Origin of the sequence: Nannocystis sp. RBIL2 (genome assembly GCF_026626745.1) — a bacterium.
Lineage (GTDB): Bacteria > Myxococcota_A > Polyangia > Nannocystales > Nannocystaceae > Nannocystis.
In genome coordinates this window covers 801,171-825,456 of record NZ_JAPNJW010000001.1, presented here as the reverse complement: position 1 = coordinate 825,456, position 24,286 = coordinate 801,171, and the positions used below count along the sequence as shown (strand labels likewise).

The 24,286-nt window shown below is 71.0% G+C and carries 18 protein-coding genes and 2 tRNA genes; 8 read left to right on the top strand and 12 right to left on the bottom strand.

Going from position 1 to position 24,286, the window contains the following annotated elements; translation table 11 throughout:
* Positions 1 to 157: 157 nt before the first annotated feature.
* Both OV090_RS03310 and OV090_RS03305 read right to left on the bottom strand, forming a co-directional pair.
* On the bottom strand, positions 158 to 1,159 hold the full coding sequence (locus OV090_RS03310) for a PEGA domain-containing protein (RefSeq protein WP_267701994.1): 1,002 nt from the start codon (positions 1,157 to 1,159) through the stop codon (positions 158 to 160).
* 143 nt (positions 1,160 to 1,302) lie between these two features.
* Positions 1,303 to 3,630, bottom strand: a complete 2,328-nt coding sequence (locus OV090_RS03305) for a serine/threonine-protein kinase (protein WP_267701993.1) — start codon at positions 3,628 to 3,630, stop codon at positions 1,303 to 1,305.
* A 165-nt stretch (positions 3,631 to 3,795) separates the two neighbouring features.
* On the opposite strand from OV090_RS03305, the gene OV090_RS03300 reads away from it, so the two are divergent.
* Both OV090_RS03300 and OV090_RS03295 read left to right on the top strand, forming a co-directional pair.
* Complete coding sequence (locus tag OV090_RS03300) at positions 3,796 to 4,953, top strand: fibrinogen-like YCDxxxxGGGW domain-containing protein (protein WP_267701992.1); 1,158 nt, start codon at positions 3,796 to 3,798, stop codon at positions 4,951 to 4,953.
* Between the two features lie 89 nt (positions 4,954 to 5,042).
* Positions 5,043 to 6,200: a fibrinogen-like YCDxxxxGGGW domain-containing protein gene (locus OV090_RS03295; RefSeq protein ID WP_267701991.1), complete on the top strand. Its 1,158-nt coding sequence runs from the start codon at positions 5,043 to 5,045 to the stop codon at positions 6,198 to 6,200.
* Between the two features lie 32 nt (positions 6,201 to 6,232).
* On the opposite strand, the gene OV090_RS03290 is transcribed toward OV090_RS03295, so the two are convergent.
* Positions 6,233 to 6,312 (bottom strand) — tRNA-Leu (locus tag OV090_RS03290).
* Between the two features lie 167 nt (positions 6,313 to 6,479).
* Here OV090_RS03290 and OV090_RS03285 point away from each other — a divergent pair.
* Both OV090_RS03285 and OV090_RS03280 read left to right on the top strand, forming a co-directional pair.
* On the top strand, positions 6,480 to 7,517 hold the full coding sequence (locus OV090_RS03285) for a fibrinogen-like YCDxxxxGGGW domain-containing protein (protein WP_267701990.1): 1,038 nt from the start codon (positions 6,480 to 6,482) through the stop codon (positions 7,515 to 7,517).
* Positions 7,518 to 8,188: 671 nt separating this feature from the next.
* Positions 8,189 to 9,550 (top strand): DUF4041 domain-containing protein, encoded by a 1,362-nt coding sequence (locus OV090_RS03280; RefSeq protein ID WP_267701989.1) that lies wholly within the window; start codon positions 8,189 to 8,191, stop codon positions 9,548 to 9,550.
* A gap of 18 nt (positions 9,551 to 9,568) precedes the next feature.
* On the opposite strand, the gene OV090_RS03275 is transcribed toward OV090_RS03280, so the two are convergent.
* From OV090_RS03275 to nth, 5 genes are all read right to left on the bottom strand, one after another.
* Positions 9,569 to 10,192, bottom strand: coding sequence for a hypothetical protein (locus tag OV090_RS03275; RefSeq protein WP_267701988.1), 624 nt, complete (start codon positions 10,190 to 10,192; stop codon positions 9,569 to 9,571).
* A 97-nt stretch (positions 10,193 to 10,289) separates the two neighbouring features.
* Positions 10,290 to 11,297 (bottom strand): hypothetical protein, encoded by a 1,008-nt coding sequence (locus OV090_RS03270; protein WP_267701987.1) that lies wholly within the window; start codon positions 11,295 to 11,297, stop codon positions 10,290 to 10,292.
* Between the two features lie 345 nt (positions 11,298 to 11,642).
* Positions 11,643 to 11,710, bottom strand: a tRNA-Asp gene (locus OV090_RS03265).
* A gap of 75 nt (positions 11,711 to 11,785) precedes the next feature.
* The gene (locus tag OV090_RS03260) at positions 11,786 to 14,506 is read right to left on the bottom strand and encodes a hypothetical protein (protein ID WP_267701986.1); all 2,721 of its coding nucleotides are present in this window, start codon (positions 14,504 to 14,506) and stop codon (positions 11,786 to 11,788) included.
* Between the two features lie 158 nt (positions 14,507 to 14,664).
* Complete coding sequence (gene nth, locus OV090_RS03255) at positions 14,665 to 15,303, bottom strand: endonuclease III (RefSeq protein ID WP_267701985.1); 639 nt, start codon at positions 15,301 to 15,303, stop codon at positions 14,665 to 14,667.
* Between the two features lie 126 nt (positions 15,304 to 15,429).
* Here nth and OV090_RS03250 point away from each other — a divergent pair, with 126 nt between their 5' ends.
* Complete coding sequence (locus OV090_RS03250; RefSeq protein ID WP_267701984.1) at positions 15,430 to 16,596, top strand: serine/threonine-protein kinase; 1,167 nt, start codon at positions 15,430 to 15,432, stop codon at positions 16,594 to 16,596.
* 148 nt (positions 16,597 to 16,744) lie between these two features.
* Here the strand turns inward: OV090_RS03250 and OV090_RS03245 are convergent, their stop codons facing one another.
* The 3 genes from OV090_RS03245 to OV090_RS03235 all read right to left on the bottom strand — a co-directional run bounded on the left by OV090_RS03245 (position 16,745) and on the right by OV090_RS03235 (position 18,085).
* The gene (locus tag OV090_RS03245) at positions 16,745 to 17,050 is read right to left on the bottom strand and encodes a hypothetical protein (RefSeq protein WP_267701983.1); all 306 of its coding nucleotides are present in this window, start codon (positions 17,048 to 17,050) and stop codon (positions 16,745 to 16,747) included.
* Positions 17,051 to 17,323: 273 nt separating this feature from the next.
* Positions 17,324 to 17,545, bottom strand: coding sequence for a hypothetical protein (locus tag OV090_RS03240; RefSeq protein WP_267701982.1), 222 nt, complete (start codon positions 17,543 to 17,545; stop codon positions 17,324 to 17,326).
* A gap of 69 nt (positions 17,546 to 17,614) precedes the next feature.
* The gene (locus OV090_RS03235) at positions 17,615 to 18,085 is read right to left on the bottom strand and encodes a hypothetical protein (RefSeq protein ID WP_267701981.1); all 471 of its coding nucleotides are present in this window, start codon (positions 18,083 to 18,085) and stop codon (positions 17,615 to 17,617) included.
* Here OV090_RS03235 and OV090_RS50435 point away from each other — a divergent pair.
* Positions 18,012 to 18,860 carry a DUF1993 domain-containing protein gene (locus OV090_RS50435; RefSeq protein WP_346660348.1) on the top strand — a complete coding sequence of 283 codons (849 nt, stop codon included), beginning with the start codon at positions 18,012 to 18,014 and terminating at the stop codon, positions 18,858 to 18,860. The genes OV090_RS03235 and OV090_RS50435 overlap by 74 nt on opposite strands.
* A gap of 90 nt (positions 18,861 to 18,950) precedes the next feature.
* Entirely contained in the window at positions 18,951 to 20,561 is a 1,611-nt protein-coding gene (locus OV090_RS03225) for a GMC family oxidoreductase N-terminal domain-containing protein (RefSeq protein WP_267701979.1), read from the top strand.
* 305 nt (positions 20,562 to 20,866) lie between these two features.
* Here OV090_RS03225 and OV090_RS03220 read toward each other — a convergent pair whose 3' ends face one another.
* The gene (locus tag OV090_RS03220) at positions 20,867 to 22,228 is read right to left on the bottom strand and encodes a lysine 2,3-aminomutase (RefSeq protein ID WP_267701978.1); all 1,362 of its coding nucleotides are present in this window, start codon (positions 22,226 to 22,228) and stop codon (positions 20,867 to 20,869) included.
* Between the two features lie 430 nt (positions 22,229 to 22,658).
* Here OV090_RS03220 and asnB point away from each other — a divergent pair, with 430 nt between their 5' ends.
* The gene (asnB, locus tag OV090_RS03215; protein WP_267701977.1) at positions 22,659 to 24,284 is read left to right on the top strand and encodes an asparagine synthase B; all 1,626 of its coding nucleotides are present in this window, start codon (positions 22,659 to 22,661) and stop codon (positions 24,282 to 24,284) included.
* Positions 24,285 to 24,286: the final 2 nt, after the last annotated feature.

The following is a 24,286-nucleotide window of genomic DNA, read 5'->3' as shown; positions in this document are numbered from 1 at the left end:
ACGATGACTTGCGCCACGAGCAGGTCGCGCGCGGCGCCGCGGCGCCGCGGCGTCGGTTCGTCGCGGCGAGGCGGCGTCGGGGCACGAACGCCGATCGGACAGATGTCGGCCGCGCAGGTGCGACAGTTCGGCTGTGTCGCCGATTACTCCCGATCGCTCAGAATGCGCCGCTGAGGCCGATGTAGGTGGGCCCGAGACGCGCGCGCAGGCGGGTCTTGCCGCGGTCGCGGGTGCGCAGGAGCAGCATCGTGCCGGCGGTGCCGAGCAGGGCGCCCGCGGCCAGCACCGCGGCGCCGCCCCAGTCGGTGTCGAACACGAAGCGGCAGCGGCCCGAGAGGTCGACGTCGGGGCCGGTGCAGCGCCCGCGGTACTCGTCGCCGTCCATCGACAGCAGGCCGAGGCCGAGGCCGAACAGCGGGATGCCGGTGAACAGCAGGCCCCAGCCGGCCCCGCGCAGCTTGAGGGTCTCGGGCGTGCGCCGCAGGTCGATCTGCAGGCTCTCGCGCAGGCCGGCCACCGCGACCAGCTCGCGCTCCTCCGGGACGTACCCTTCGGACATGACCCGAACGACATGTTTGCCCTCGAGCACGTTGCGCTCGACCGGCGCGGCGCCGACCAGCTGGCCGTCGATGAAGACCAGGGCGCCGGGCGGGGTGGTCGCGATCTCGAACGCCGGCGGCGGCTTGGCCAGGGCGTCGAGCTTGGCCAAGAGGCGCGCGGCCTGGTCGGCCGTCAGGGCCCGCAGCTCGGCCAGGCCGCACAGCTCGCAGCCGCGCTCGCTCTCGGCCGCGCGCCCGAGGTCGCGGGTGGCGACGAGCTCGAGCCGCAGGGTGTAGTCGCGATCGCTGACGGTGACCTGGGCCCGCAGCACGAACGCGGCGCCGAGCTGGTCGCGCAGCCGCGCGAGGCAGGCGTCGTCGCTGCACGCACCGCCGGCCACGCGCGTGACCGCCTCGGCGTCGAGCAGCTGCAGCCGGCCGCGCGCGAGCCCGCCGCGCAGGTCCTGCTCGAGCTGCGAGGCGAGCAGCGGATCGTCGGCCCCGCTAATGGTGATCGGCGCGATCGCCAGCTTCGGCGCGTCGGCCTCGGGCGCCGCGGGCGCGGGGGCAGGGGCGCTCGGGGCCGGCTGGGCGGCCGCGGGCGCGGCGGCCAGCGACATGGCCAAAAGCACATGGATGCCAGGACATGTCCTGCGGAACATGGCTTCAGCCACCGAGCTCCTCCTGGGCGGCCGCGCTTGCTGCGCGTAGAGACATGTCCATGGCGACATGTTCAGGAAGACATGTCCGTTCAAACATGGCCTCAGCCACCGATCTTCTCCTTGACCTTGTCGAGGCGGCCGGCCGCCTTGGCGTGGCCGAGCTCGGCGGCCTTGTCGTACTGGGCCTTGGCGTCGGGGTAGCGCAGGACCTTGAAGTAGGCGTCGCCGAGGCGGAGCCGGAACTCGCCCTTCTTCGGCTCGGCCTTGACCGCCCGCTCGGCGAACACCACCGCCTGCTCGAAGTGGCCGCGGTCGAACTCGACGTCGGACAGGCCCATCAGCGCCGCGCCGTTGCGGTTGTAGGCCGCGAGCGCCTGGTTGAAGGCGCGCTCGGCGGCCGCGAAGTCGCCGCGCCGGCGGGCCGCCTCGCCCTCCTGCGTCAGCTCGTCGGAGCGGGCCCTGTCCTGGGCCGCCTGCGCCAGCTGCTCCTCGGGCTCCGCGGCCGGCGGCGCGGGGGTCGGCGGGGCGGCCTTGGTCTCGGTCTTCGGCTCGGGCTTGCCGGGGCGCGGGCGCGGCGGCTCGGGCGTCGGCGCGACGGCGACCACCACCGGCGGCGGCTCGGGCGTCGGCGGCGGCGTCGCCACGGGCGCGGGATCGGCTGGCTGTTCGGGCATGTCCTCGGGGACATCCCGGAGCGCGTCGGGGCCGAGCAGCGCGGCCAGCAATTCGGTCTGGGTGGCCGCGCCGCGCTCGCGCACGAACTTGCGCAGGCGCTCGTCGCGGTGGCCGCGGTCGTGGTCGGCGAGGATCTCGAGCAGCTCGGCGGCGGCGACGTCGGCGGCGGTGAACTCGCCGCGCTCGGCCTTGGCCAGCAGCTCGGCCATCTGCCCCGGGGTGTAGAGGCCGCGCTCGCGCGCCTTGGGGTGGTCGGGCTGGAACACCAGCGCCTGCGAGTAGAAGTCGCGCGCGAACGGCTTGCCGGCGTCCGTGTCCCAGTAGGTGTCGCCGAGCTCGGCGAGCGCGTCGGCGAACTCCTTGCGCAGCTTCTGGGCCTCGTCGCGCGCGGGGCGTTCGGCCGGGCCCTCGGTGCGGTCGAGCGCGACGACGCGGAGGATCGACGTGTCCTTCGGGTCAGACGCCGGCGGGTACACCCAGTGGGCGGCGCTGCCGGCGGTGCGCGCGTCGGCGGCCAGCTGGGCGATGTGGGCCAGCTCTTCGGGGGTGGGCGGGCGCTCGCGCGTGGCGAACAGGACGGCGACCGCGGCCACTGCGGCGGCGGCGACGGCCACCGCGACGCTGCGCCAGCGGCTCGGGCGCGCGAGCAGGAGGTCGCGGGTGAGCGCGGCGAGCAGCGCGTCCATCGACGGGTGGCGCTGGGCCGGCTCGACCGCGAGGCCGCGGACCAGGGCGTCGTGGATGAACGCCGGCACGTCGCCGGGCGGGGGCTTGATCAGCTGGCCGGAGCACACGCTGTCGGCGAGGTCGAGCAGGTTGTCGCCGGCGAACGGCGGCCGCTGGTACAGCGCGGTCCACAGGGCGACGCAGAAGCTGAACTGGTCGGAGGCCGCGTCGGTGGCCTCGCCGCGGTGCTGCTCCGGCGACATGTACGCCGGCGTGCCCATGATCGTGCCGGCCATCGTCAGCGCGGTGCTGAAGGCGTTGTGTCGGCCGACGCGGAGGGCGACGCTGTCGCCGACGCTCTCGGGGGCCGGGCTCGGCTGCTGACCGGCGGTCCCCGCCAGGCCGAAGTCGGCCACGCGCGCGCGCCCGTCGTTGCCGATGAGGACGTTGTCGGGCTTGAAGTCGCGGTGCACCAGGCCCTCGGCGTGCGCCGCCGCCAGGCCGCGTCCGGCCTGCACGAACATGTCCCGGACCTCGCGCCACGATCGCTTCTGTTCCGAGAGCCATGCCCGAAGGGTCAGGCCCTTGACGAACTCCATGGCGACGTAGATCTGGCCGCCCTGCTCGTTGATCTCGTGGACCTGGACGACGTTGGGGTGCGACAGCCGGGCCATCGCCTGGGCCTCGCGGACCATGCGGTCGCGGGCGTTCGGATCCTGGGCGGCGTCGCGGAGGACCTTGACGGCGATCCGGCGGTCGAGCTCCTCGTCGTAAGCGGCGTAGACGACCCCCATGCCGCCCTCGCCGAGAGTGCGAAGGACGGAGAAGCGGCCGAAGCGGGGCGGGGCGGCCACGGGGCCGACCAGCGCGCCCGGGTGCGAGGGCCGGGTCTGATCGAGCGCGAGGGTGGTGGCGCGGGCCTCCGCGAGCGAGTCCTCGACCGGTCGATCGAGCGTCTCGTACAGCTCCTCGCGCGGGCGGGACGCGACCATCTGCGCCGGCGTGGCGGCGACGAGCGTGGAGTCGATGCCTCCCCCGCGCAGCGTGTCAGGAGATTCGCGCAGCGTGTCGGGGGGCTGGTTGCTCACGGGGAAGTACGACCCGCCCGTCTCGGCCCGGTCGTCTCTCTCAAGGCTAGCGCCGAACGGCGCAGGCGTGAAAGTGGCGAGTGCGCGCCGGCGAGCGACGCGCGGGGCAAATTCGCGCGAAAAGCCGCGATTGTCGGCCGCGAGCGCCTCGTTTACACCAAGACGATGGTGACGCACGCGGTCCAGTGGCGAGCGAGCGCGGGGATCGTCGCGGTCGCGGCGTTGACGGGTTGCCTCGACCGGAACCCCGAATTCGAAGAGCCACAACTGCCGACCGCGAGCGGCTCGGGCAGCACGAGCACCACGGGAGATCCGACGATCGACCCGACGTCCCAGGGGACGACCGGCTCGCCCACCGCGGCGTCCGGGGCCGAGTCGGCGACCACCGCGATCGAGCCGACCAGCGGGACGACCGACCCGCTGACGACGGGCATGACGACGACCGACGGGCTGACGACGGGCATGACGACGATGCCGCCGGTGGGCTGCGGCGACGGCATCATGACGCCCGACGAAGAGTGTGACGACGGCCCGATGAACGCCGACACCGCGGCCTGCACCAGCACGTGCAAGCTGGCGAAGTGCGGCGACGGGCTGATCCAGACCGACGTGGAGTACTGCGAGGACCTCAACGAGGATCCGGCCGACGGCTGCGTGAAGTGCTTCGAGCCGCACGTGTGCCAGGAAGTGCTCGACCGGGCCCCCGGCGCGCCCACGGGGCTCTACAAGATGGATCCGGACGGGCCCGGGCCGGGGCCGCTGGTGCCGGTGTATTGCGACATGACGCTGAAGGGCGGCGGCTGGACCCGCGTCGAGCGCAGCCCGTTCGCCGACCCGATCGCGCGCGCGCTGTTCGAGGACGTCGAGGTCAACTACGACGACCCGACCAAATCGCGCTATCGCATGGGCAAGGCGGCGATGGTCGTGGTGGGGCAGCATTCGAACGAGATGTGGATCGAGTGCGGCGGCGTCGACCACCTGTGGACCGACTCGGGCTTCCTGTTCGCGGGCGAGGACAACCCGAACACCTGCGCCAACTTCGGCGCGGTGCTCTACAAGGAGGCGCAGCTCAACGACGTCCTGCTGACCGACGTCGCGCTGTGCACCGGCTTCACCGGGTTCCTCGACGGCGAGTGCCCGGGCGTGTGGCGCATCGACGAGTTGGAGCAGGAGCTGTGCGCGCTCTCCAGCACACCGTGGATGGAAGGGCAGATGTTCACCACGCCGTACTCCGACCTCTTCGCGGTCGATCCGGCGGTCGTCGAGCCGGAGCTCCACGATTGTCACAAGCCGGGGGCCATCCGCGCGGTGTTCCTGCGCTGAGCGGCGGGCGCGGAGCGCGAGCGCGGCCGTGCGCTCCCGCGTGTGCGGGCCGATTGTCGGCGGCGGCGGCGTCGACTACACAGAAATCCATGCGTGCACAGCGGAGCGAGCTTGTCGCGGGTGTCGTCGTCGCCGCGCTGTTGACCGGTTGCCTCGATTCGAACCCGTGGTTCGAGGAGCCGACCGCTTCGGGCGCTGCCTCGGGCACGACGCAGGTGCCGACGACCGGAGGCACGACCGCCGCGCCGCCACCCACGAGCTCGACGAGCGCAGAGTCGACGACGACGACGACGGAGACGACGGCGACGGGGACGACGACGACTGGATTGACCGCGGACACCGAGTTCAGCACGTCGTGGCCGCTGTCGACCAGCACGACCGAGTGGTTCTCGACCGGCGACCCGTGGACGTGCGGCAACGGCGTGCTCGAGGGCCCCGAGCAGTGCGACGAGGGCGCCGACAACAGCGACAAGGGCGCCTGCACGACCCTGTGCACGACCGCGGAGTGCAGCGACGGCTTCGTGCACGCCGGCGTGGAGATGTGCGACGACGGCAACTTCGATCCGAGCGACGGCTGCGTCGCCTGCCTGGTCCCGCACACCTGCAAGGAGATCCTCGACAACGATCCGCAGGCGAGCGACGGCCAGCACTACGTCGATCCCGACGGGCCGGAGCCGATGCCGCTCATCCCGGTGTACTGCGACATGAAGACCGCGGGCGGCGGCTGGTCCTTGCTCGAGCGCAGCCCGCGGAGCGACCCGATCGGCCGGGCGCTGTTCAAGGATGCGCCCGAGAACCCGGGCGATCCGCTGGCGCCGCGCTACCGCATGCCGCGCATGGCGATGGGTGTGTTGGCCATCCACTCGACGGCGATGCGGCTCGACTGCGGCGGCGGCGATCACCTGGTGACCGCCGCGCAGTCGCTGTTCGCCGGTGAATTCGGGCCGCCGGGCTGCGCCAACGCGGGCCCGGTGCTCTACCAGGAGGCGGAGTTCAAGCAGTACAAGCTGACGAACGTGCAGCTGTGCACGGTGTTCGTCGGCCTGGGCGACGGCCAGTGCCCGGGCGCGTGGAGCATCGACGAGGAGAACCAGTACGACTGCCTGCTCACGGCCTATCCGTGGGCCGGCAACAACGAGGCGATCTCGCCGCCGTCGGCCGACGCGTTCGCGGTCGACCCGCAGAGCGTCGACCCCGACCACGACTGCCACAAGCCGGGCGCGATGCGCCGGATCCTGGTGCGCTGAATCGTCAATGAGGGGCCGCCCGACGGATGCCGTAAATCATGCAGGAATCGAACCCGCATTTTCAGATCTTGAATCCGACGCGTTTACCATTTTCGCCAAAGATAGATGACTCCCGCCCACGTGGCGGCCCCTCGCGGCGAGGATGACCGTCCGCGGCCGCCCGCGTCAAGCCGCGCCGAAGCCGCGCGCGGGCGGTCCTGCGCCGTTCTCGACGAATGGCGCGATCTCGCCCGAATGCGGGGAATTGCTGGCGGCGGCGCGCTCGACTACACCGGGGGGATGCGACTTGGCTTGCTCGGTGCGGGGGTGGTGGTGGCGGTGTCGGGGTCGACTGGGTGTCTCGACCGCAACCCGATGTTCGAGGAGCCGCTGCCGACGGGGAGCGATTCGGACGGGGCGACGACGAAGGTCGAGGGCATGACGAACGGCGTGCTGTCGACGACGACGAGCACGACGAGCGAGGGCACCACCGTCGAGCCGGGGACGACGACGGAGCACGAGGACACGCACTGGCCGCTGACGACGACGTCAACGTCGTCGACGACCACGGGCATGACGTTCGTGATGGAGATGTGCGGCGACGGGATGGTCGAGGGCGGCGAGGAGTGCGACGACATCAATCCGGACATCGACGACGGCTGCATCGATTGCAAGGTGCCGCGGACGTGCGCCGACGTCCGCCAGTTCGTGCCGAACGTGGACTCGGGCGTGTATGAGATCGACGTGGACGGCATGGGCGGTTACCCGCCGCTGGCGGTCTATTGCGACATGGCGACGACGGGCGGCGGCTGGACGGTGATCGAACGCAGCCCACGGGAAGACCCGATCGGGACCGCCCTGTTCGTCGACGCTGCGGTCAACTCGAATCTGCCGGAGGAGCCACGCTTCCGGATCAAGAAGGAGGCGATCGAGCTGCTCCTGCCGCACGTGGCGGAGATGCGGATCGACTGCGGCGGCGACGATTACCTGCTGACCGACGCCGGGGCGATCTTCAGCGGCGAGGGCCTGCCGGTCTGTGCGAGGGCCACGGTGGTGTACAAGGAGGCGCGGCTCAAGGGCTACGCGCTGACCGACACCGAGCTGTGCACCGGCTTCCACGGGTTGGCCGAGGGCTGCTGGGGCGCGTGGAACGTCGACGAATACTCGCAGCAGGATTGCGGGCTGCCGCCGCATCCGTGGAACTTCATGGTGCCGATCACGAGCGACGGCGCCGATGCGTTCGCAGTCGACGCTTCGGCGTTGGACAATGGGCAGATGATGCCGCCGATCCACGATTGCCATGAGCCGGGCGCGGTGCGCGTGGTGATGCTGCGGTGAGCTGCGAGTGCGCGAGGGCGGTGCGGCGATTGAGGGCGGTCCGTCGCAATCACCACGAATCGCCGGCGCGCCGCACTGCGTCACCGCGGTGGTGGCGGCTCGTTCACAAAAGAAAGAGACAGAGACTCGCGCGGCGCCTCGGGGCGTGACCGTCAGGCGGTAATCGGGACTGGAGCACGCGAAGCGAGGTCCGCCCTACCATTTTGCCCGCATCCACGGCATGGACCGGCCGCGGCGCCGCGAGAGTCGACGAATCGTAAGCGGGGCAGGGGCCGGTCGCAAGGTGCGGGGCACGTGGTCGTTCGCGCCCGGTGGGCAGGCGCGTGCGCCAGCGAAATTAGCGAACCGGAGCGCGCGCGGGTAGCTCCCGCAGGGAGCCGCGAGCGTCGAGATCGAGGCCTGGAGGCGGCTCGACGGGCCCGCTCTGGAGAGGCATCGCCTCGTTCATAAGCCGGAGGTACGAAGACGGCGCGGCTGACGCGTCGGGTACGACCGCGACCGGCACGAACGACGCCTCGCCTCGTTTGCCGATGCGTAGCGAGGTGCGCGCTCCGAGGGGGACGGAAACGATGTTTGCGAGAATCGAGCGGGACCGGGAGATGTCGGAGATGCCGTTCCTGTGCGTCTGCGCAGGATTGAAGCGCGGACCGCCGTGAGGCGAACATCGGGCGATGTTCGAGACAGTATTGGCATGTATCGTTCTCCTCAGCCCAATAGCGCTGATAGTCGCCCTTGTGCTCCTCCGCAGAGTCAAGGCCAAGTACACCGAATTGCAGCGGCGATTCGCACCGGTGGTTGACGCCGAGCAGGAACGCCAGCGGGTGATGGCGGAGGTGGCGGCCTTGCAAGGGCAGCGTGCCGTAGCGATCGCGGACACCGAGCAGGCCCGTGCGGGGATCGCAAGGTTGCGGGCGGAGTTTGCCGTCCTCGACGAGGAGAGCAGCCTGCAGTCCTTCGCCCTCTACAAGCCGAGGTACGCCTTCGCCAGCTCGGAGCGCTACCAGAGCAAGCTCGAGGAGGTCCGTGAGCGACAGAAACGCATGCTCAAGGACAAGACGGCAGCCACGTGTGCCGAGGAGTGGTCGGTCAACGGCAGCAAGGTCGAGGGCCGCAAGCAGATAAATCAGACCTTGAAGCTGATGCTTCGCGCGTTCAACGGCGAGTGCGACGCGACCATCGCCAAGGTCCGCTACAATAACGTCAGCGTGATGGAAGCGCGGACCCGCAAGGCGTGGGAGGTCATCAACGGTTGCGCCGAGGTTCAGCGCTGCACGATCAGCAGTAGCTACCTCGATCTCAAGCTTCAGGAGCTGTACCTCGTCCACGAATACGAAGAAAAGTTGCAGCAGGAGAAGGAAGAACAGCGCCGGATCAAGGAGCAGATGCGAGAAGAAGAGCAGGCCCAGCGCGAGCTGGAGAAGGCCAAGCAGGACGCGGAGAAGGAGGAAGCTCGCTTCGCAGAGGCGCTCAAGAAGGCCCAGGAAGAGATCCTGCGCGTGTCAGGCGCGAAGCAGCAGAAGCTGCTGGCGCAGGTCGCCGAGCTGGAGCGGAAGCTGTCGGAGGCACAGGCGAACAAGGCGCGCGCTGTCTCGCGGGCGCAGATGACTCGCTCCGGCCACGTCTATATCATCTCGAACATCGGCTCTTTCGGGGAGCACGTGTACAAGATCGGCATGACGCGTCGCCTCGACCCAATGGATCGCGTCAAGGAGCTCGGCGATGCTTCCGTCCCGTTCGAATTCGATGTCCACGCGATCATCTACACAGAGGACGCGCCGAAGCTGGAGAACGAACTGCACAGGGCATTCCATCACCGGCGGGTCAACCGCGTGAACGAGCGCAAGGAGTTTTTCAACGTCTCGCTCGTGGAGATCGCCGAGCACGTGCGCCGCCATCACGCGAGCATCGAGATCGTCCTCGAGGCCGAAGCCATGGAGTACAGGAAGACGCTGTCGATGGCTCAAGGTGCCGCGAACCTCGCCCCGGATCCGAAGCAGGCGCTGGTCAGGCCGGCTGCGAGTGTCGGCGCGTGAGGACCATACTGCCAGGACTCACCCGCAGATGTCTGGCTCCTCGTCGCAGAGCATTTGCAGGCTCATGACCCCGGACAGGAAGAGCGAATCTTTGCAGCCGCAGACCTTCTGGCAGCACAACTCGTCGGACACGAGGAATACAGAGCAGATGAGCCCGGTCATGCAGCCGGGGATCGGGGGGCAATCCTCGACGGTCTCGCAGGTCTGCGTGCAACGCGTCTCGTCCAAAAGGACGGAGGCCGACACGTCGCAGAGGCCCTCGTCGCATTTCGCGGCGGGGTCGAGGTTCATCTGGCAGTCGATGTCGTCTTCACATTGGTACTTCTCGGCGATGACGAGCAGGCAGATCCCGCCGTCGCAATTCGGCTGGGGGCTGATCGCGGTGTAATTGATCACGGGGGGAAAGCCGACCAGGTCGCAGGCGGAGCCGTAGGCGCCGCTCGGAATGCCCGTCGTGCTGGCCGGAGCGGTGGTGGTGCTCGCGCCCTGATCGTCGCCGGTGGTCGTGGAGAGGGGACCGCCGCTGGCACCGCCGCTGTCGGTCGCGGTGATCGTCGTGCCGATGACCTCCGGGGGCCGCAAGCAGCCGGGTACGAGCAATGCGACGGTGAGGAGACGCGAGCGGGTGAGGGTGCGTGACATCGAGGGTCTGTCCGGTCGAATACGGGCCCGGGGCTGGCAGCGGCGCTCGGGCGGGAGGCGCGTGACGTCGCGGGATCCCCGGGTCGGGGCGGATCCGTCAGAAAATGTGAAGGGCGAGCCCGCCGCCGAGCCGCACGCCGACGGGCGGGACGGTGTAGACCAGCGTGTCGGCGTCGCTGGCCCGGTACTGCCGGCGCGTGAACGCGACCAGGCCCTCGACCTCGATGCCGAGCGACAGCCAGCGCAATGGCTGCCATCGCACGCCCGGCGCGAGCAGACCGGCCGCCCACAGGCCGCGGCTGCGGTCGTTCTGTTGCAAGCCGGCGCCCTCGGCCAGCAGCGCGCCGAGCTCGAGGCCGGCGCACAGCTCGAGCGAGACGGTCCGCCGCACGAGGCGCGGGCAGCCGCGCACTGCCCCGGCGGCGAGCTGCAGCTTGACGCCGATGCCGGGCAGGTCGGAGGCGCGCGCGAGGCCGGGGAACCAGCCGCTGCCGCGGAGGTCGAGCCGGACCCGCCGCCACAGCAGCGAGACATTGCCGGACAGGCCGGCGGTAAAGCGCTGACTCGGCCCGATCCCGGCGGCCGCGCCGAAGCCGATCGCGAGGCCGGGCCGCAGACGCGACGGCGAGGATGATGGTGAGGGCGTCGGAGCGAGGTCGGTCGCGGGCGCAGGCGCCGGTGGTCCTGTGATGGGGAGCGGCGTGAGGTCGACCTCGAGGGCATCGCCGGGCGTCGGGGCGGCGACGACCCGCGCGGACACGCCGATCGGCGCGGCGGCGACGGCGAGGATCACCGCGGTCGCGCCGGCCAGCGCCTCGCACTTGGGGCTGTGCAGGATCCGCTGCTGCGCGCCGCCGCTGTCGCGGACGCGCAAGTCCAGGGTGTAGCCGGCGGCGTCCGCGGTGATCGAGGCCTCGGCCGTGACCGACTGCGGCGACTCGCCGGCGGTCAGCCGCAGGGCGGTCGCCTCGACCTCCTCGCGCGTCGGGCAGCCGGCGACGTCGGGCCAGCGCAGCTCGAGCCACGACGGTGCGGCGGCGGCTTCGCCGGCAGCGAGCAGCGTCATGCACAGGGCGACGAGCCAGGACCATGGTCGAAAGGACATGTACATCGAGACAGGAGATCGAGGGCCGGCGTGCGAGCGTAGCGAGGCCGGTCGGCGCCGACAAGGCGGGCCGGCACAGCGCAGCTCACGTCGATGCAGTCGAGGTGAAGCCGCCGACAGGGGCGAATCGGTGCGGGCCCAGTCACCCGATCGCGATCCTGTGCCGCCCGCGCCGAGCTCTGCGGGCGCGCGACGGGGCCAGCAGCCGAGCACGAAGACATGGACCTTCAGCGCCGCAGAAGGCGGGTCTGCTCGAGGGACCACCGACGAGCCGCCCCGGCCCGTTCTCTTCAGTTGTTCGCAGTTCGGTTCCGCGAAGTGAGGGGCTGCCCGACGGGCACCTGTTACATGCGAGGATCGAACTCGCGGCCTTCAGTGTGACAGACTGACGTGATGACCAATTTCACTAATGTTGGTGATCCCGCCCACGTGGCAGCCCCTCGCCGGCGAGGATCGCCGGAGCGAGGGGCCAGCGTCAAGCGGCGCGGTCACTCGTGCTTGCCGGGCTTGCCGTCCTTGCCGGCGGCTTCGCGCGTGCGCATGCCGTCGGTGGTGCGCGAGATCGGGGTGCCGCGCACCAGCTGAGACAGCAGCTCGGCCGGGCTCTTGCCGCCGAGCAACGCGACCAGGTTCATGTTGCTGGCGGCGGCCTTGAGGACCTCGCTGTCGGCGGCGGCTTGCAGGGCGCCGACCAACTCGTGCTGCAGGGCGCCGAGGCGGACGGCGTCGGCCTGGGCGAGCGCGGCCGCGCGGGCCTGCTCGACCTCGGCGAGGGCGCGCGCGTGCTCCTCGGCGGCGCGGTCGACCAGCGCGCGCGCCTTGGACTCGGACTCGGCGGCGAGCACCCGCGCGGCGGCGGAGAGCTCGCCCTGCTCGCGGTCGCGGTCGCGCGAGGCCTCGAAGGTCAGGCGATCGAGCTGATGCTTGAAGCGCAGAGCGTCGGCGTCGCGGCCCGCCACGAGCTGTTGCTTGAGCGCGGCGATGGCGTGCTCGTCCTGGGCCTCGAGCTTGTTGGTCTCGGCCATGCGCTGGCTGGCGCCGCGCTGTAGGGCGTGCTCGTCGGCGTCGAGGGCGTCGCGCAGGCGAGTGGACTCGAGGCGGCGGCGCGACTGTTGATCTTGCAGCTGCAGCGACACGGCCTCGCGCTGGACGTTGGCGAACAGCTCGGAGAGGGCGGCGTCGGCGACCTGGAAGCCGAGCACGTCGACGCCGCTCAGGACCATGCCGTTGTCGACGAAGCGGAGCAGGCCGTCGTCGCCGTCGAGCAAGGTCTTGCGCACGACCGCCGGGAACTCGATCAGCAGTTGAGTCGCCGACAGCACCCGCGCCGCCTCGCGCACGCGCGCGCGCACGGTGTCGGCGAGCAGCTTGACCGGGTCCTCGACGTGGAACCACTTCTCGGGCTCGCCCTCGAAGTGGCCGGCGAGCCCGAGCTTGACCTTGAAGCGGACGAAGTCGGCCGACTCGATCTCGAAGTTGTCGGCGACGCGCCCGCCCTGCACGCGCAGGAAGCAGGTGGTGACGGTGGTGTGGCCGTCCTTGGTCTTGCCCTTCGACAGCTTGAGCGCGGTCAGCTGCTCCTCGTACTCGAGCAGCTCCGTGCGCGGACCGACGACGACGCGCCGGCCGTGCCGCGAGGTGATCAGCACGGCCTCGTTGTTGGGCACGATGACCGACAGCGCCCACGGGGTGACGACCTCGGCGGTGGTGTGCTTGTGCGGCTCGGCGTGGCCGATCCACAGGTTCCACTTGTCGTGCGGGATCCGCCGCTGCACGTGCTCCTCGCCGCGCGGGTCGACGAGGTACGAGGTCTCGCCGCGGACCATCTTGACCATGCCGGTCCGCTGGTCGCGGACGTAGACGCCCGACTTCTGATCGATGCCGATCGCATTGATGACGACGTTGTCGTGGTCGTTGCCGACGTGGGGCTCGCGCGTGACCGGGTTCAGCACCTCGGCCTCGATGAACGGGAAGAACACGCTCGGCAGGCCGCGCACCAGCAGCTCGGCGCCGGCCTCGTAGTGGTCGCGGTCGAGCGGGGTGCCCGGCGGGAGCCGCTTGCTCAGCTCGTCGCGCCCGATCGGGGTGATGATGCGGAGGTACAGCGCCTGGTGCTCGCCGAGCTCGTAGGCGTCGTAGACCCGCCGCCGCGAGCCGCGCTGCAGGAAGGTGTCGTGCGGGCCGGGGAACACGCGCGCGGGGCCGCGGACGATCCGCGGGTTGCCGTCGGCGTCGAACAGGAAGCAGAAGTTCTTGGGCCCGAGGACGACGGCCCGCCGCGCGTAGGGATCGGCCGCGACGCCGCGACCGCCGTCGGCGGTGCGCTGCCGCCTCTGGGACGCGCGGTCGTTCCACGCCTCGTCGAGGGTCGCGAGGATCACGCCGCGCTCGCCGCTGGTGAGGTCCTGGCGGTGGCGGATCTCGTTCTTCACCACGCTGAACTGCTTGGCCGACATGCCCTCGCCGACCTGCGCCAGCAGCTTGGCGAGCTCCTCCTGGACGGCCACGGGCAGGGTAGCGACGCCGTCGTCCTCGCGGCCGCGGGCCTCGGTCTCCTCGAGCGCAGGCACGACCTCGATGCCGGTCGGCGGGATGAAGAATTGCGTGTGGCGGCCCTGGATGACGATGCGCTGGCCGATGCGCAGCTGCGAGGGGTGGGCCTTGGTGGCCGGCTCGGGCTGGCTGCGACGGGCGGTGGCGTCCTCGGCGCCGTCGATGACGACGCTCGAGAGGCCGGCGGACTCGATCACGAGGCGGAAGTAGGGCGCGGTCTCGTCGAGCGGACCGACGACCTCGACCAGGAGATACTGATTGGCGTTGAGCTTGTGCGCGGGCCGGACCTCGGCCGACTGACCGGGCCACAAGGCGAAGGCGCACGGACCGGGGATGATCTTCTTGGTCCCGAGCCTCAGCTCCTTCTCCTTGTTGCCGCCGGGCACGTAGGAGCCGTTGGGACCCTCGGGGTGGTCGGCGTAGACGGGGTTCTCGAGCAGGACGTACTCGCCGTCGCGGGCGATGATGAAGGGCCGCGCCTCCATCGGCGCCGGCTCGTAGCCGCCGCGCCCGTTCGACCGCACGATCCGGTCGTTGGCGCTGGGCGTGAACTCGGTCGGTCCGATGTGGGTGAGGATCTCGCCCGACGTCTCGTTGAGCGACCACAAAAAGGAGCGACGTGGGACGGGGATCTTCTGCCGATTCTCGATGGCCATCTTCGATCTCGCTGACGGCCGGCAGGATAGTCCGCGGGCCCTGCGATCGGAAGCGCCGCCGAGAGGCCGCTCGCGCGCGGCGGCGGCCAGGCGCGCGCGGCCGCGCGGGTCGGGTTCACGCGCTCGTCACCGGCGCGTGAACCCGCCGGTTCGCGCCGTCAGGCCGCCTTGACGCCGATCTTGGGGCAGATGTCCTGCATGACGCAGTTCGGGCAGTCCGGCTTCTTGGCGGTGCACACGTAGCGACCGAGCAGAATGATCGCGGGGCCGAAGAAGGTCCAGTCGTCCTGCGGGACCATGCGCATCAGATCGCGCTCGATGTCCTGCGGACCCGAGTGCTCGGACAGGCCCATGCGCCCGGCCAGGCGAATGACGTGGGTGTCGACGATGACGCCCGAAGGTATGTTGAAACATGTCGCAAGGACCACGTTGGCGGTCTTGCGGGCGACGCCGGGCAGGCGCACCAGGGCCTCGATCGACTGCGGGACCTCGCCGCCGAACTCGTCGACGAGCATGCGGCAGGCGTTCTTGATCGCCTTGGCCTTCTGGCGGAAGGTGCCGGTCGGGCGTACGGCCTCCTCGAGCTCGGCGAGGTCGGCGTCGGCGAAGGCCTGGGCGTCGGGGTAACGCGGGAAGAGGGTGCGGGTGACTGCGTTGACCCGCTCGTCGGTGCACTGGGCGGCGAGGATGGTGGCCACGAGCATGTGCACCGGGGTGTCCCAGTCGAGCTCGTAGCGAGCGTCGGGGTAGCTCTGGCGCAGGCGGTCGAGGAGCACGTCGATGTCGGGTCGCTGCATGGCGGCCGGATTATGCCCCGGATGGCGTGCAGGCGGCGCGTTCCGCGGCCGGCCGTTCGCCGGCTGGTCCGAGGCGGATCACGCGGTTTTCCCCCGCGGGCCGCAGTCCGCTAGACTCCCGCGCCGATGGCCGAGACCGCACCGCCCGAGGGCTTGCAGCGCTACCAGATCATGGAGCCCCTCGGCGCGGGCGCGCAGGGGCGCACGTTCCGGGCGATCGACCGCCAGACGGGCGCGGCGGTGGCGGTCAAGGTGCTGCACCTGCGCTCGCTCGGCGGCGACTGGAAGCCGTTCGATCTGTTCGAGCGCGAGTGCCAGGCGTTGGAGTCGCTGTCGCACCCGGGCATCCCGCGCTACGTCGATCGCTACACCAGCGAGACATCCGGCGACTTCTTCCTGGTGATGGAGCTGGTCGAGGGAGCGCCGCTGTCGCAGCGCCTCGGGAGGCCCGGAGATCCGGCAGAGCTGCTGCGCTGGCTGACCGGGGTGCTCGACATCCTCGAGTACCTGCACGGCCGCCAGCCGGCGGTGATCCACCGCGACATCAAGCCGTCGAACTTGATCCTGCGGCCGGACGGGCGGCTGTGCCTGATCGACTTCGGCGGGGTGCGCCTGGCCGTGCGTCCCGACGGCGGCTCGACGATGATCGGCACGTTCGGCTACATGGCGCCGGAGCAGCTGCACGGCGAGGCGACCCCGGCGACCGACATCTACGCGCTCGGGGCCACGATCGCGGCGCTGGCCACGGGCCTGCCCGCCGACCAACTGCCGCGCAAGGGGCTGCAGATCGACGTCGAGCGCTGCGTGGCGCCGGGCCGGCTGCGAGATGTCCTTTCGGCCATGTTGGAGCCCGACCCGACGCGCCGGCTCGCCTCGGCCGCGGCGGTGCGCGCGGCCCTCGGGGCGTCGGCCCGCGCGCCGCGCCAGGCGAGCGAGCCCCGGCGCGCGTCGGCGTCGGCGTCGGCGTCGTCGCAGGCGCTCGAGCACGCGCCGGCGCCCGACTATCCGGCCCTGCGCGGCCTGCCGAAGTTCCTGCGAGTGTTCGTGTGGCTGTGGGCGTGGATGGCCACCGGGCTGTTCCTGCTGATCGAGTTCGTGTTCGTGCCGACGGTGTTTGCGCTGCAGGCGTCGGGCCGCCGCTACAAGAAGAAGGCGCACCGCCTGAAGCGCCTGCGCGCCCGCGAGGCCGACGCCCTCAGCTCGGTGCAGCGGATCCGCCGGCGCTTGCAGGCGATCGCCACCAACAGCGACCCACGCGACCGACCCGCGCTGCCCGAGGGCGACCGGCGCTGAGCGATCGTGAGGGGCGCGTGAGCTATTAAAAGTAAAACGGACATGGCCCGAAGGCCATGTCCGCGCACCGTCCATCTCGACCAGGTGCGCCCGTCCGTGGACGCGTGGTGTGAGGATATGTCCGAAGGGACATGTCCTCACGTCGAGCTCACTTGGGCGCCGGCGGCGGCGGGTTGGTGGTCGGCGGGGTGGTCCCGGCGGTGGGCGGCGTGGCGTCCGCGGGCGGCGTGGTGGCGTCGGTCGGCTCGGCCGTCGCGTCGCCGGCAGGCTCGGCCGGCGGCGGGTTCTCCAGCGCCGGATCGACGGGAGCGGGCTCGGCCGGGGCGACCGCAGCGGGCTCGGGGTTGGCGGTGTCGGTCTGCTGCTTGTTGCAGCCGCTCATCAGGGAGGTTCCCGAGACGGCCATGATCAGCGTCGTGATCGCACCGACGATGTTGTGCTTTGAAATCCGCATGTTGTCCTTTCGGGGAGGTTGCAATCAGGTAACCCGGTCTCGCCATCGCGGTAAAGCAAAAACATTACGGTGTCGCAATTGGGGGCCGTGGACACCAATTGTGAGCAGGCTCAGCAGGAATCGGACGCGCGGTGATTTCGCATAACCGCGATTCTTGCCGAGGGCGCACGATCCGCCGCGACATCGTATTCGTGGGATTTTTGCCGCGGGGAATGCCGCGAGGGCGCCGATTGGCGAATGGAGGAAGGCCCGCCAGGGGCCGCCCCCATGCCTTCAGGGCCTGCAGGCGCCGCCGCCCAGCGGACGAGCGAACTCAGCTGTGACGAATCCGGTTTCGGCGATCAGCGCGTGCCACGTGGCCCGCGAGAACAGGCCCTCGACGTGAGTGTCGTGGACGGACTCGACCCGCAGGCCGTCGCGCAGCACGAGCGCGAATTCCATCTGGATGAGGTCGTCGGCGGGATCGGGGTCCCAGCTCCATGGAATGCCGCGCATGGCCTGTTCGCCGGGGGCCTCTTGCAGCATTCGGTCGACTGGACGAAACCGCCGCGCACGATGTCGGCCTCAGCCACGCAAGACGCGGGCGAGCAGGCCGAGGCCCATGTTGGCGGTGTTGCAGACGATCATGACCACGCCGATCCACCAGAAGCGGCGCCGCACCGCCGGGAGCTCGTCCTCGCGGGCGAACACGCGGCGCGGCCACAGGGTGAAGGTGACGTGGAGGAACAGCGCCAGCGACACGAGGAGCAGCGCGACCTTGGTGGCGACGAGCCAGGTCCACGGCGCGGCGGTGTCGCGGTGGGCGAGGGCGAGGGCGACGCCGCTGGCGACGATCGCGGCGATGCCCGCGAGGACCTTGTAGCGCGCGCCGTGGACGACGCTGAAGATGAAGTCCTCGAACTCGCTGGCGCGGGTGAAGAACCGCTCGGCCCGCGGGTGGAGGACGAACACGCTGAACACCATGGCGCCGATCCACACGCCCCCGCCGAGGACGTGGACCGCGATCGGCAACACTCGTGCGAGCGCGGTGCTCATCGCCGGGGCCGAGCCTATCACGCGGGCCGAAGCGCCGCGGCCGGTCGCGGTGGTTCACCGGCGCGCGAGGACGAGCGGACAGCGTGACGGGCTCGCCCGCAGCCTCGCGTGCCCGGCACCACGGCGGCCACGGACGGCGCGGTCCTGCAGGGCCCGGGCGGACGATCTCGTGGGGCCGAGGAAGATGATCGCGACTTCATGCGACGCCCGCGAGGCGGGCGCGGGAAACCGAGTACGATGCGCGGGCGGAGCACACGATCGCATGAATCTGTTCGACATCTCGATCCCTCACATGAGCCGTACCCTGGGCCAGGTCCCCGTGTGGCTCGACAAGGCCCAGGCGTTCGCGGACCAGCGGAAGTTCGACGTGGGCGTGCTGCTCACCGCCCGCCTGGCGCCCGACCAGTGGCACTTCACGCGGCAGATCCAGGCGCTCGTGCTGGGGCCGCTGCGGCTGGCCAACCTGCTGCGCGGGCAGGCGCCGGCGGACAACTTCGACCTCGAGCCGACGATCGCGGCGGTGCGGGCCAGCGTGGGCGAGACGCGCGAGAAGCTCGACAAGCTGCGCAGCGACGAGTACGCGGGCGCGGAGGCGCGGGTGATCCCGCTGCCGTTCCTCCCGGGCAAGGGCCTGCAGGCGTCGGACTTCGTGCAGCAGTTCGCGCTGCCGAACTTCTACTTCCACGCAGCGACCGCGTACTCGATCCTGCGCCACCACGGGGTCGACGTCGGCAAGCCCGACTTCCTCGCGCCGCTGGCGTTCCGCGACCTGTAGCGCCGGCGCTGTGACGCGGCGCAAGGGGCGGCGCGCGCGGGCGGCGGAGGCGGTCGGGTCGGGCGGCCGCGTGATAGAGTCCGCGCGCGCATGAGCTTCGATCCCGACGTGTTCGACTACGTGATCCTCGGCGGTGGTTCGGCCGGTTGTGTGCTGGCCGGGCGGCTGTCCGAGGATCCTTCAGTGCGGGTCCTGCTGCTCGAGACCGGCGACCGGGCCGAGCGGCACCCCGAGTCGCTGCGGGCGGACGGTTACAAGGACGCGTTCGTCAACGACGAGCTGCTGCACCCCCGCTTCAGCGTGCCGCAGCGCGACTGCGGGCGCCGGCCGCTGTGGCTCGGCTCGGGCCGCGGCATGGGCGGCAGCGGCTCGATCAACGCGATGGTGTACCTGCGCGGCTCCGAGGCCGACTTCCGCGCGTGGGACGTGCCGGGCTGGGGCTGGTCGGACGTCGTGCCGGCCTACGAGCAGCTCGAGCGGGTGCTCGACGTGCGCTCGCGCGAGCCGACCGAGTTCACCGAGGCGTGCATCGCCAGCGCCGAGGAGGTCGGGTTCCACCGCGAGCGCGACCTCGACCGCGGCGAGCTGCTCGGGGCGCTGGGCTACGAGCGGATGAACTACCGCGGCGAGCAGCGGCGCAGCGCCTACGTCGCGTTCGTCCAGCCGCACCTCGACCGCATCAACCTGGTCGTACGGACAGGTGCGCACGCGCACCGGCTGGTGCTCGACGATCGTCGGCGGGTGGTCGCGGTCGAGTACGAGGAGGGCGGCACGCGGCGCACCGCGAAGGTCCGGCGCGAGGCGGTGCTGTGCGCCGGCACGCTCGAGTCGCCCAAGCTGCTGATGCTGTCGGGGGTCGGGCCGCGCGACGTGCTGCGCGCGCACGGGGTCGAGCCGGCGTTCGACCTGCCGGGCGTCGGCGAGAACCTGCACGACCACCCGAACGTGCAGCTGTTCTACTTCGGCAAGCGCGCGGTCGACTGCAACTACCCGCAGCTGTACGGCTTCCATCGCGCGCTGCCCGAGAGCGACCTGCCGCCCGACCAGGCCGACACCTGCTACGTCTTCTACCCGGCGCGCTCGTCGTTCCGCGAGGCGACGATGCGGATGGTGCCGGCGCTGACGGTGCCGCCGGCGCTGTACCGGCGGACGCGGCTGCCGCGGGTGGTCAAGGCCGGCGTCGGCCTGGCCTTTCGGCCAGGTTTCGTCCGCCGCGCGGTCGAGCGGGTCTACGGCCTGGTGGTCATCCTCGGCAAGCCGAAGAGCCGCGGCACCGTGCGGCTGGCGTCGGCCGACCCGCGCGAGCAGGCGCTCATCGACCCGGCCTATTTCTCCGACCCGGAGGACATGCAGGCGATGATCGCCGGGCTCCGCCTGGCCCGCCGGATCGCCGGGGCCGAAGGCCTGCGCCCGTGGGGCGGGCCGGAGGTGCTGCCGGGCGCGTTCATCCGCTCCGACGCGGCCCTGGCGGCGTTCGTGCGTCGCATGGCGATGACGACCTATCACTACGCCGGGACCTGTCGCATGGGACAGGTTCCCGGCAGCGTGGTCGACGCGCAGCTGCGCGTGCGCGGGGTCGAGAACCTGCGCGTCGCCGACGCCTCGATCATCCCCGAGGTGCCGGTGTCGGCGCTCAACGCCCCGAGCATGATGATCGGCTGGCGCGCGGCCGACCTGCTGCGCGCGGCCGCGTCCGGCTGAGCGGGCGAGGCGAGGCGGCGCCGCTTCATCGCCGAGACGGGCGGCGCTGTCGGTCGGCGTCACGCGTTGCATGTCCGAAAGGACAGGTTACCAGCACGGTCTGAGGCGCTCGCCCATCGCCGATGAGCGAGCGGCGCAGTCGGCCGGCGCCGCGCGTTGCATGGCCGAAAGGACAGGTCCCCATCTCGGCGTGGGGCGCTCGCCCATCTCAGTTGGGCGAGCGCAGCGCAGTCGGCTGGGGCTGCGCGTTGCATGGCCGAAAGGACAGGCCCACAGCGCGGCCTGGGCGCTCGCCCAGGAGCGCCTCACGCCTCGGTCGCCGGGGTCGCGCCCAGCATGTCCAGGCGGACCCGCGCGCGCCGGCGGCTGAGCTCGGCCAGCTCGTCGGCGTAGAAGAAGTCGGGCGCGCCGAAGGCCGGGCGCAGCTCGCTGACCCACGCCGCGTCGGGGTCGTACTCGGCGAGGAAGATGCGGCCGACCCACTCCGGGTTGCGGCCTTGCAGCATCCGCAGCACGAAGTACGGCTTGCCCTCGATCTCCGTCACGCCGTCGACCAGGATCTTGCCCGGCGTCGCCGACATCGACGGGCCGCGGACGCTGCGACACAGGCCCGACAGCTGGCGGTAGGCGCCTTGATAGATCTGCAGCGCGCGCGCCAGCGGCACCTTGAAGTACTCCTTCGGCCCCGTGTCGCGCTCGATGAACATGTAGTAAGGCACAGCCCCGAGCCGCACCTGCGTGCGCCACAGGTCGGCCCACACGGCGGGGTCGTCGTTGACGCGGCGGACCAGCGGGGCCTGGCAGCGGACCACCGCGCCGGAGTCGCGCACGCGCTGCAGCGCCGCCGCTGCGGCCGGCGGGGCGAGCTCGCGCGGGTGGCTGTAGTGGGCCATCACCGCGACGTGCTTGCCGGCGGCCTGGATCTCGCCGAACAGGCGCAGCAGGTCGTCGGCGTCCGGATCGGTGAGGAACCGTGCCGGCCAGTACGCGAGCGCCTTGGTGCCGAAGCGGATGTGCGCGAGGTGGGGCAGGTCGGCGCGCAGGAGCGGCTCGACGTAGCGCCGCAGCACGCTCGTGCGCATCACCAGCGGGTCGCCGCCGGTGAACAGGACGTCGGTGACCTCGGGGTGCTGCTCGAGGTACTCGACCAGGGTCTCGGCCTCGCGGGCCGCGAACTTGAGGTCGTCGAGGCCGACGAACTGGGCCCAGCGGAAGCAGTAGGTACAGTACGCGTGGCAGGTCTGGCCCTGCGCCGGGAAGAACAGCACCGTCTGGCGGTACTTGTGCTGCAGGCCGCGCCGCTCGACGCCGGCCTCGATCGGCACGTTGAGGTCGATCTGGCCGGCGGGGTGCGGATTCATCGCCAGCTGGATCGCCCGCGCCCGCGCCTGCAGCTCGGCCTCGCCGCCGCTGCGCACGAGGTCGACCAGCGCGCTCAGATCGGCGTCCGCGAGCATCTCCGGCTGCGGAATCGTCAATTGATAGATGGGGTCGTCGGGCGCGCGCGACCAATCGATCAGGTGCTCCAGCACGTAGGCGTTGACGCGGAACGGCAGGACCTGCGCGACCGCTCGCAGCCGCAGCCGCGCGTCGGCCGACAGGGCCGCCAATTGAGGGATTGCATCGATGTCACGGGCGGTGAACGCCCGGTATGCACCTGATTTCAACGCGCCATCCGGCATCCGATTCCACTCTCCATTGCGAGCGCCCGGGCGCCGAGGGCGCCGGACGAGTGAGTGTCTCTTGGCACAGGCGCGTTCGACCTCGGCGGAACACGACGCTGACAGGCCGCGCTCGTCCGACGCCGGGCCACGCCGGGCCACAGCGTGTGATTGAGCCACAACTTAACACGCAACCGAGGATCATCGCAAGGACAAATCGTCAATATCGACGCGTAATCGTATTGGCGAACCGAGGTTCGCAGTATGTCGATTCGTCGGTTACGGCCCCGTAACGGGGCGCGCGAATCGTGCGCGTGGTCTTTGGGACATGTTACGAGGGACAGCACGGTTGCCGCGGCCGCGGCCCCGCGGTATACCGGCGGCCTGTGCGGGGCGAGGCCGATGCGGCCGCGCCCCGACGGAGGGAGAACGAAGCATGTGTGGAATCCTCGCGGTCTTCGGGGCCGTCGACGACGCGCTCCTCTCGCAGGCGACGGCCGCGAGCGAGCGCCTGAGCCACCGCGGGCCGGACGGCCACGGCGTGCACTACCAGCAGGGCAGGGGCGCGCTGATCCACCGGCGGCTGGCGATCATGGATCCGGCGTCGGGGCGCCAGCCGCTGTTCGGCCGCGACGGCGGCGCGCTGGTCCACAACGGCGAGATTTACAACCACGCGGCGCTGCGGGCCAGGCTGCAGGCGGCGGGGCGGGTGTTCCGCAGCGGCTCCGACAGCGAGGTGCTGGTCCACCTCTACGAGGCCCGCGGCGACGCGTTCGTCGCCGAGCTCGACGGGGTGTTCGCGCTCGCGGCCATGCGCGACGACGACTGGGTGGTGGCGCGCGACCCGATCGGGGTCAAGCCGCTCTACTACGGGCGCGACCTCGCCGGCAACCTGTGGTTCTCCTCCGAGCTCAAGGCGCTGGTCGACCGCTGCGCGTGGTTCAAGGTGTTCCCGCCCGGGCACATCTACACCGGCCGGGGCGGGCTGCGCCGCTGGTATGAAAGGACATGGCTCGAAGGACAGAGCGACTACCGCCGCGACGCCGCCGGGCTGCGCGAGCGCTTCGAGGCCGCGGTCGACAAGCGGCTGATGAGCGACGTGCCGCTCGGCGTGCTGCTGTCGGGCGGGCTCGACTCGAGCCTGGTGGCGGCGCTGGCGGCCCGGCTGGCGCGGCGGCGTGACCCGGGCGCGCGGCTGCAGTCGTTCGCGATCGGCGTCGACGGCGACTCGCCCGACCTGCGGGCGGCGCGGGAGGTCGCGGCGTTCATCGGCACCGAGCACCACGAGGTCCGGCTCGACCTCGACGACGGCGTCGAGGCGCTGCGCGCCATCATCTGGCACACCGAGTCGTACGACATCCCGACGGTGCGCGCGAGCGTGCCGATGTACCGCCTGAGCCGCTACATCCGCGACCAGGGGGTCAAGGTCGTGCTCTCGGGCGAGGGCTCCGACGAGGTGTTCGGCGGCTACCTCTACTTCTACTTCGCCGAGGGCGAGGACGCGTTTCAGCGCGAGACGGTCGAGCGGGTCAAGAACCTCCACTTCAGCGACGTCCTGCGCGCCGACAAGAGCACGATGGCGCACGGGGTCGAGGCGCGGGTGCCGTTCCTCGACCTCGCGTTCCTCGACCTGGCGATGACGATCGATCCGGCGCTCAAGCGCCCGCTGGCGCCCGGCGCCGACCGCGAGGGCAGGATGGAGAAGGCGCTGCTGCGCGCCGCGTTCGCCGATCCGGCCGATCCGCTGCTGCCGCCGGCGGTGCTGTGGCGGCAAAAGGAGCAGTTCTCCGACGGCGTCGGCTACGGCTGGGTCGAGCGGCTCAAGGCCCACGCGGAGGCGACCGTGTCCGACCTCGAGCTGGCCGAGGCCGGCGAGCGGTTCCCGCACGAGACGCCGACCACCAAGGAGGGCTACCTGTACCGCGCGCTGTTCTCGTCGCTGTTCCCCGGCGACCACGCGGCCCGTTGTGTGCGACGATGGGTGCCGCGCTGGCAGGCCGACGCCGACAGCTCGGGTCGGGCCAACCCGCTCCACGCCAGCGCTGTCCGAAAGGCCAGGTGAAT

Coding starts and splice junctions, on each gene's coding strand:
- OV090_RS03310 (WP_267701994.1), bottom strand. CDS start 1,159: ATGTCGCTGGCCGCCGCGCCCGCGGCCGCCCAGCCGGCCCCGAGCGCC.
- OV090_RS03300 (WP_267701992.1), top strand. CDS start 3,796: ATGGTGACGCACGCGGTCCAGTGGCGAGCGAGCGCGGGGATCGTCGCG.
- OV090_RS03295 (WP_267701991.1), top strand. CDS start 5,043: ATGCGTGCACAGCGGAGCGAGCTTGTCGCGGGTGTCGTCGTCGCCGCG.
- OV090_RS03285 (WP_267701990.1), top strand. CDS start 6,480: ATGCGACTTGGCTTGCTCGGTGCGGGGGTGGTGGTGGCGGTGTCGGGG.
- OV090_RS03280 (WP_267701989.1), top strand. CDS start 8,189: ATGTTCGAGACAGTATTGGCATGTATCGTTCTCCTCAGCCCAATAGCG.
- OV090_RS03275 (WP_267701988.1), bottom strand. CDS start 10,192: ATGTCACGCACCCTCACCCGCTCGCGTCTCCTCACCGTCGCATTGCTC.
- OV090_RS03270 (WP_267701987.1), bottom strand. CDS start 11,297: ATGTCCTTTCGACCATGGTCCTGGCTCGTCGCCCTGTGCATGACGCTG.
- OV090_RS03260 (WP_267701986.1), bottom strand. CDS start 14,506: ATGGCCATCGAGAATCGGCAGAAGATCCCCGTCCCACGTCGCTCCTTT.
- nth (WP_267701985.1), bottom strand. CDS start 15,303: ATGCAGCGACCCGACATCGACGTGCTCCTCGACCGCCTGCGCCAGAGC.
- OV090_RS03250 (WP_267701984.1), top strand. CDS start 15,430: ATGGCCGAGACCGCACCGCCCGAGGGCTTGCAGCGCTACCAGATCATG.
- OV090_RS03245 (WP_267701983.1), bottom strand. CDS start 17,050: ATGCGGATTTCAAAGCACAACATCGTCGGTGCGATCACGACGCTGATC.
- OV090_RS03240 (WP_267701982.1), bottom strand. CDS start 17,545: ATGCGCGGCATTCCATGGAGCTGGGACCCCGATCCCGCCGACGACCTC.
- OV090_RS50435 (WP_346660348.1), top strand. CDS start 18,012: ATGGCGCCGATCCACACGCCCCCGCCGAGGACGTGGACCGCGATCGGC.
- OV090_RS03235 (WP_267701981.1), bottom strand. CDS start 18,085: ATGAGCACCGCGCTCGCACGAGTGTTGCCGATCGCGGTCCACGTCCTC.
- OV090_RS03225 (WP_267701979.1), top strand. CDS start 18,951: ATGAGCTTCGATCCCGACGTGTTCGACTACGTGATCCTCGGCGGTGGT.
- asnB (WP_267701977.1), top strand. CDS start 22,659: ATGTGTGGAATCCTCGCGGTCTTCGGGGCCGTCGACGACGCGCTCCTC.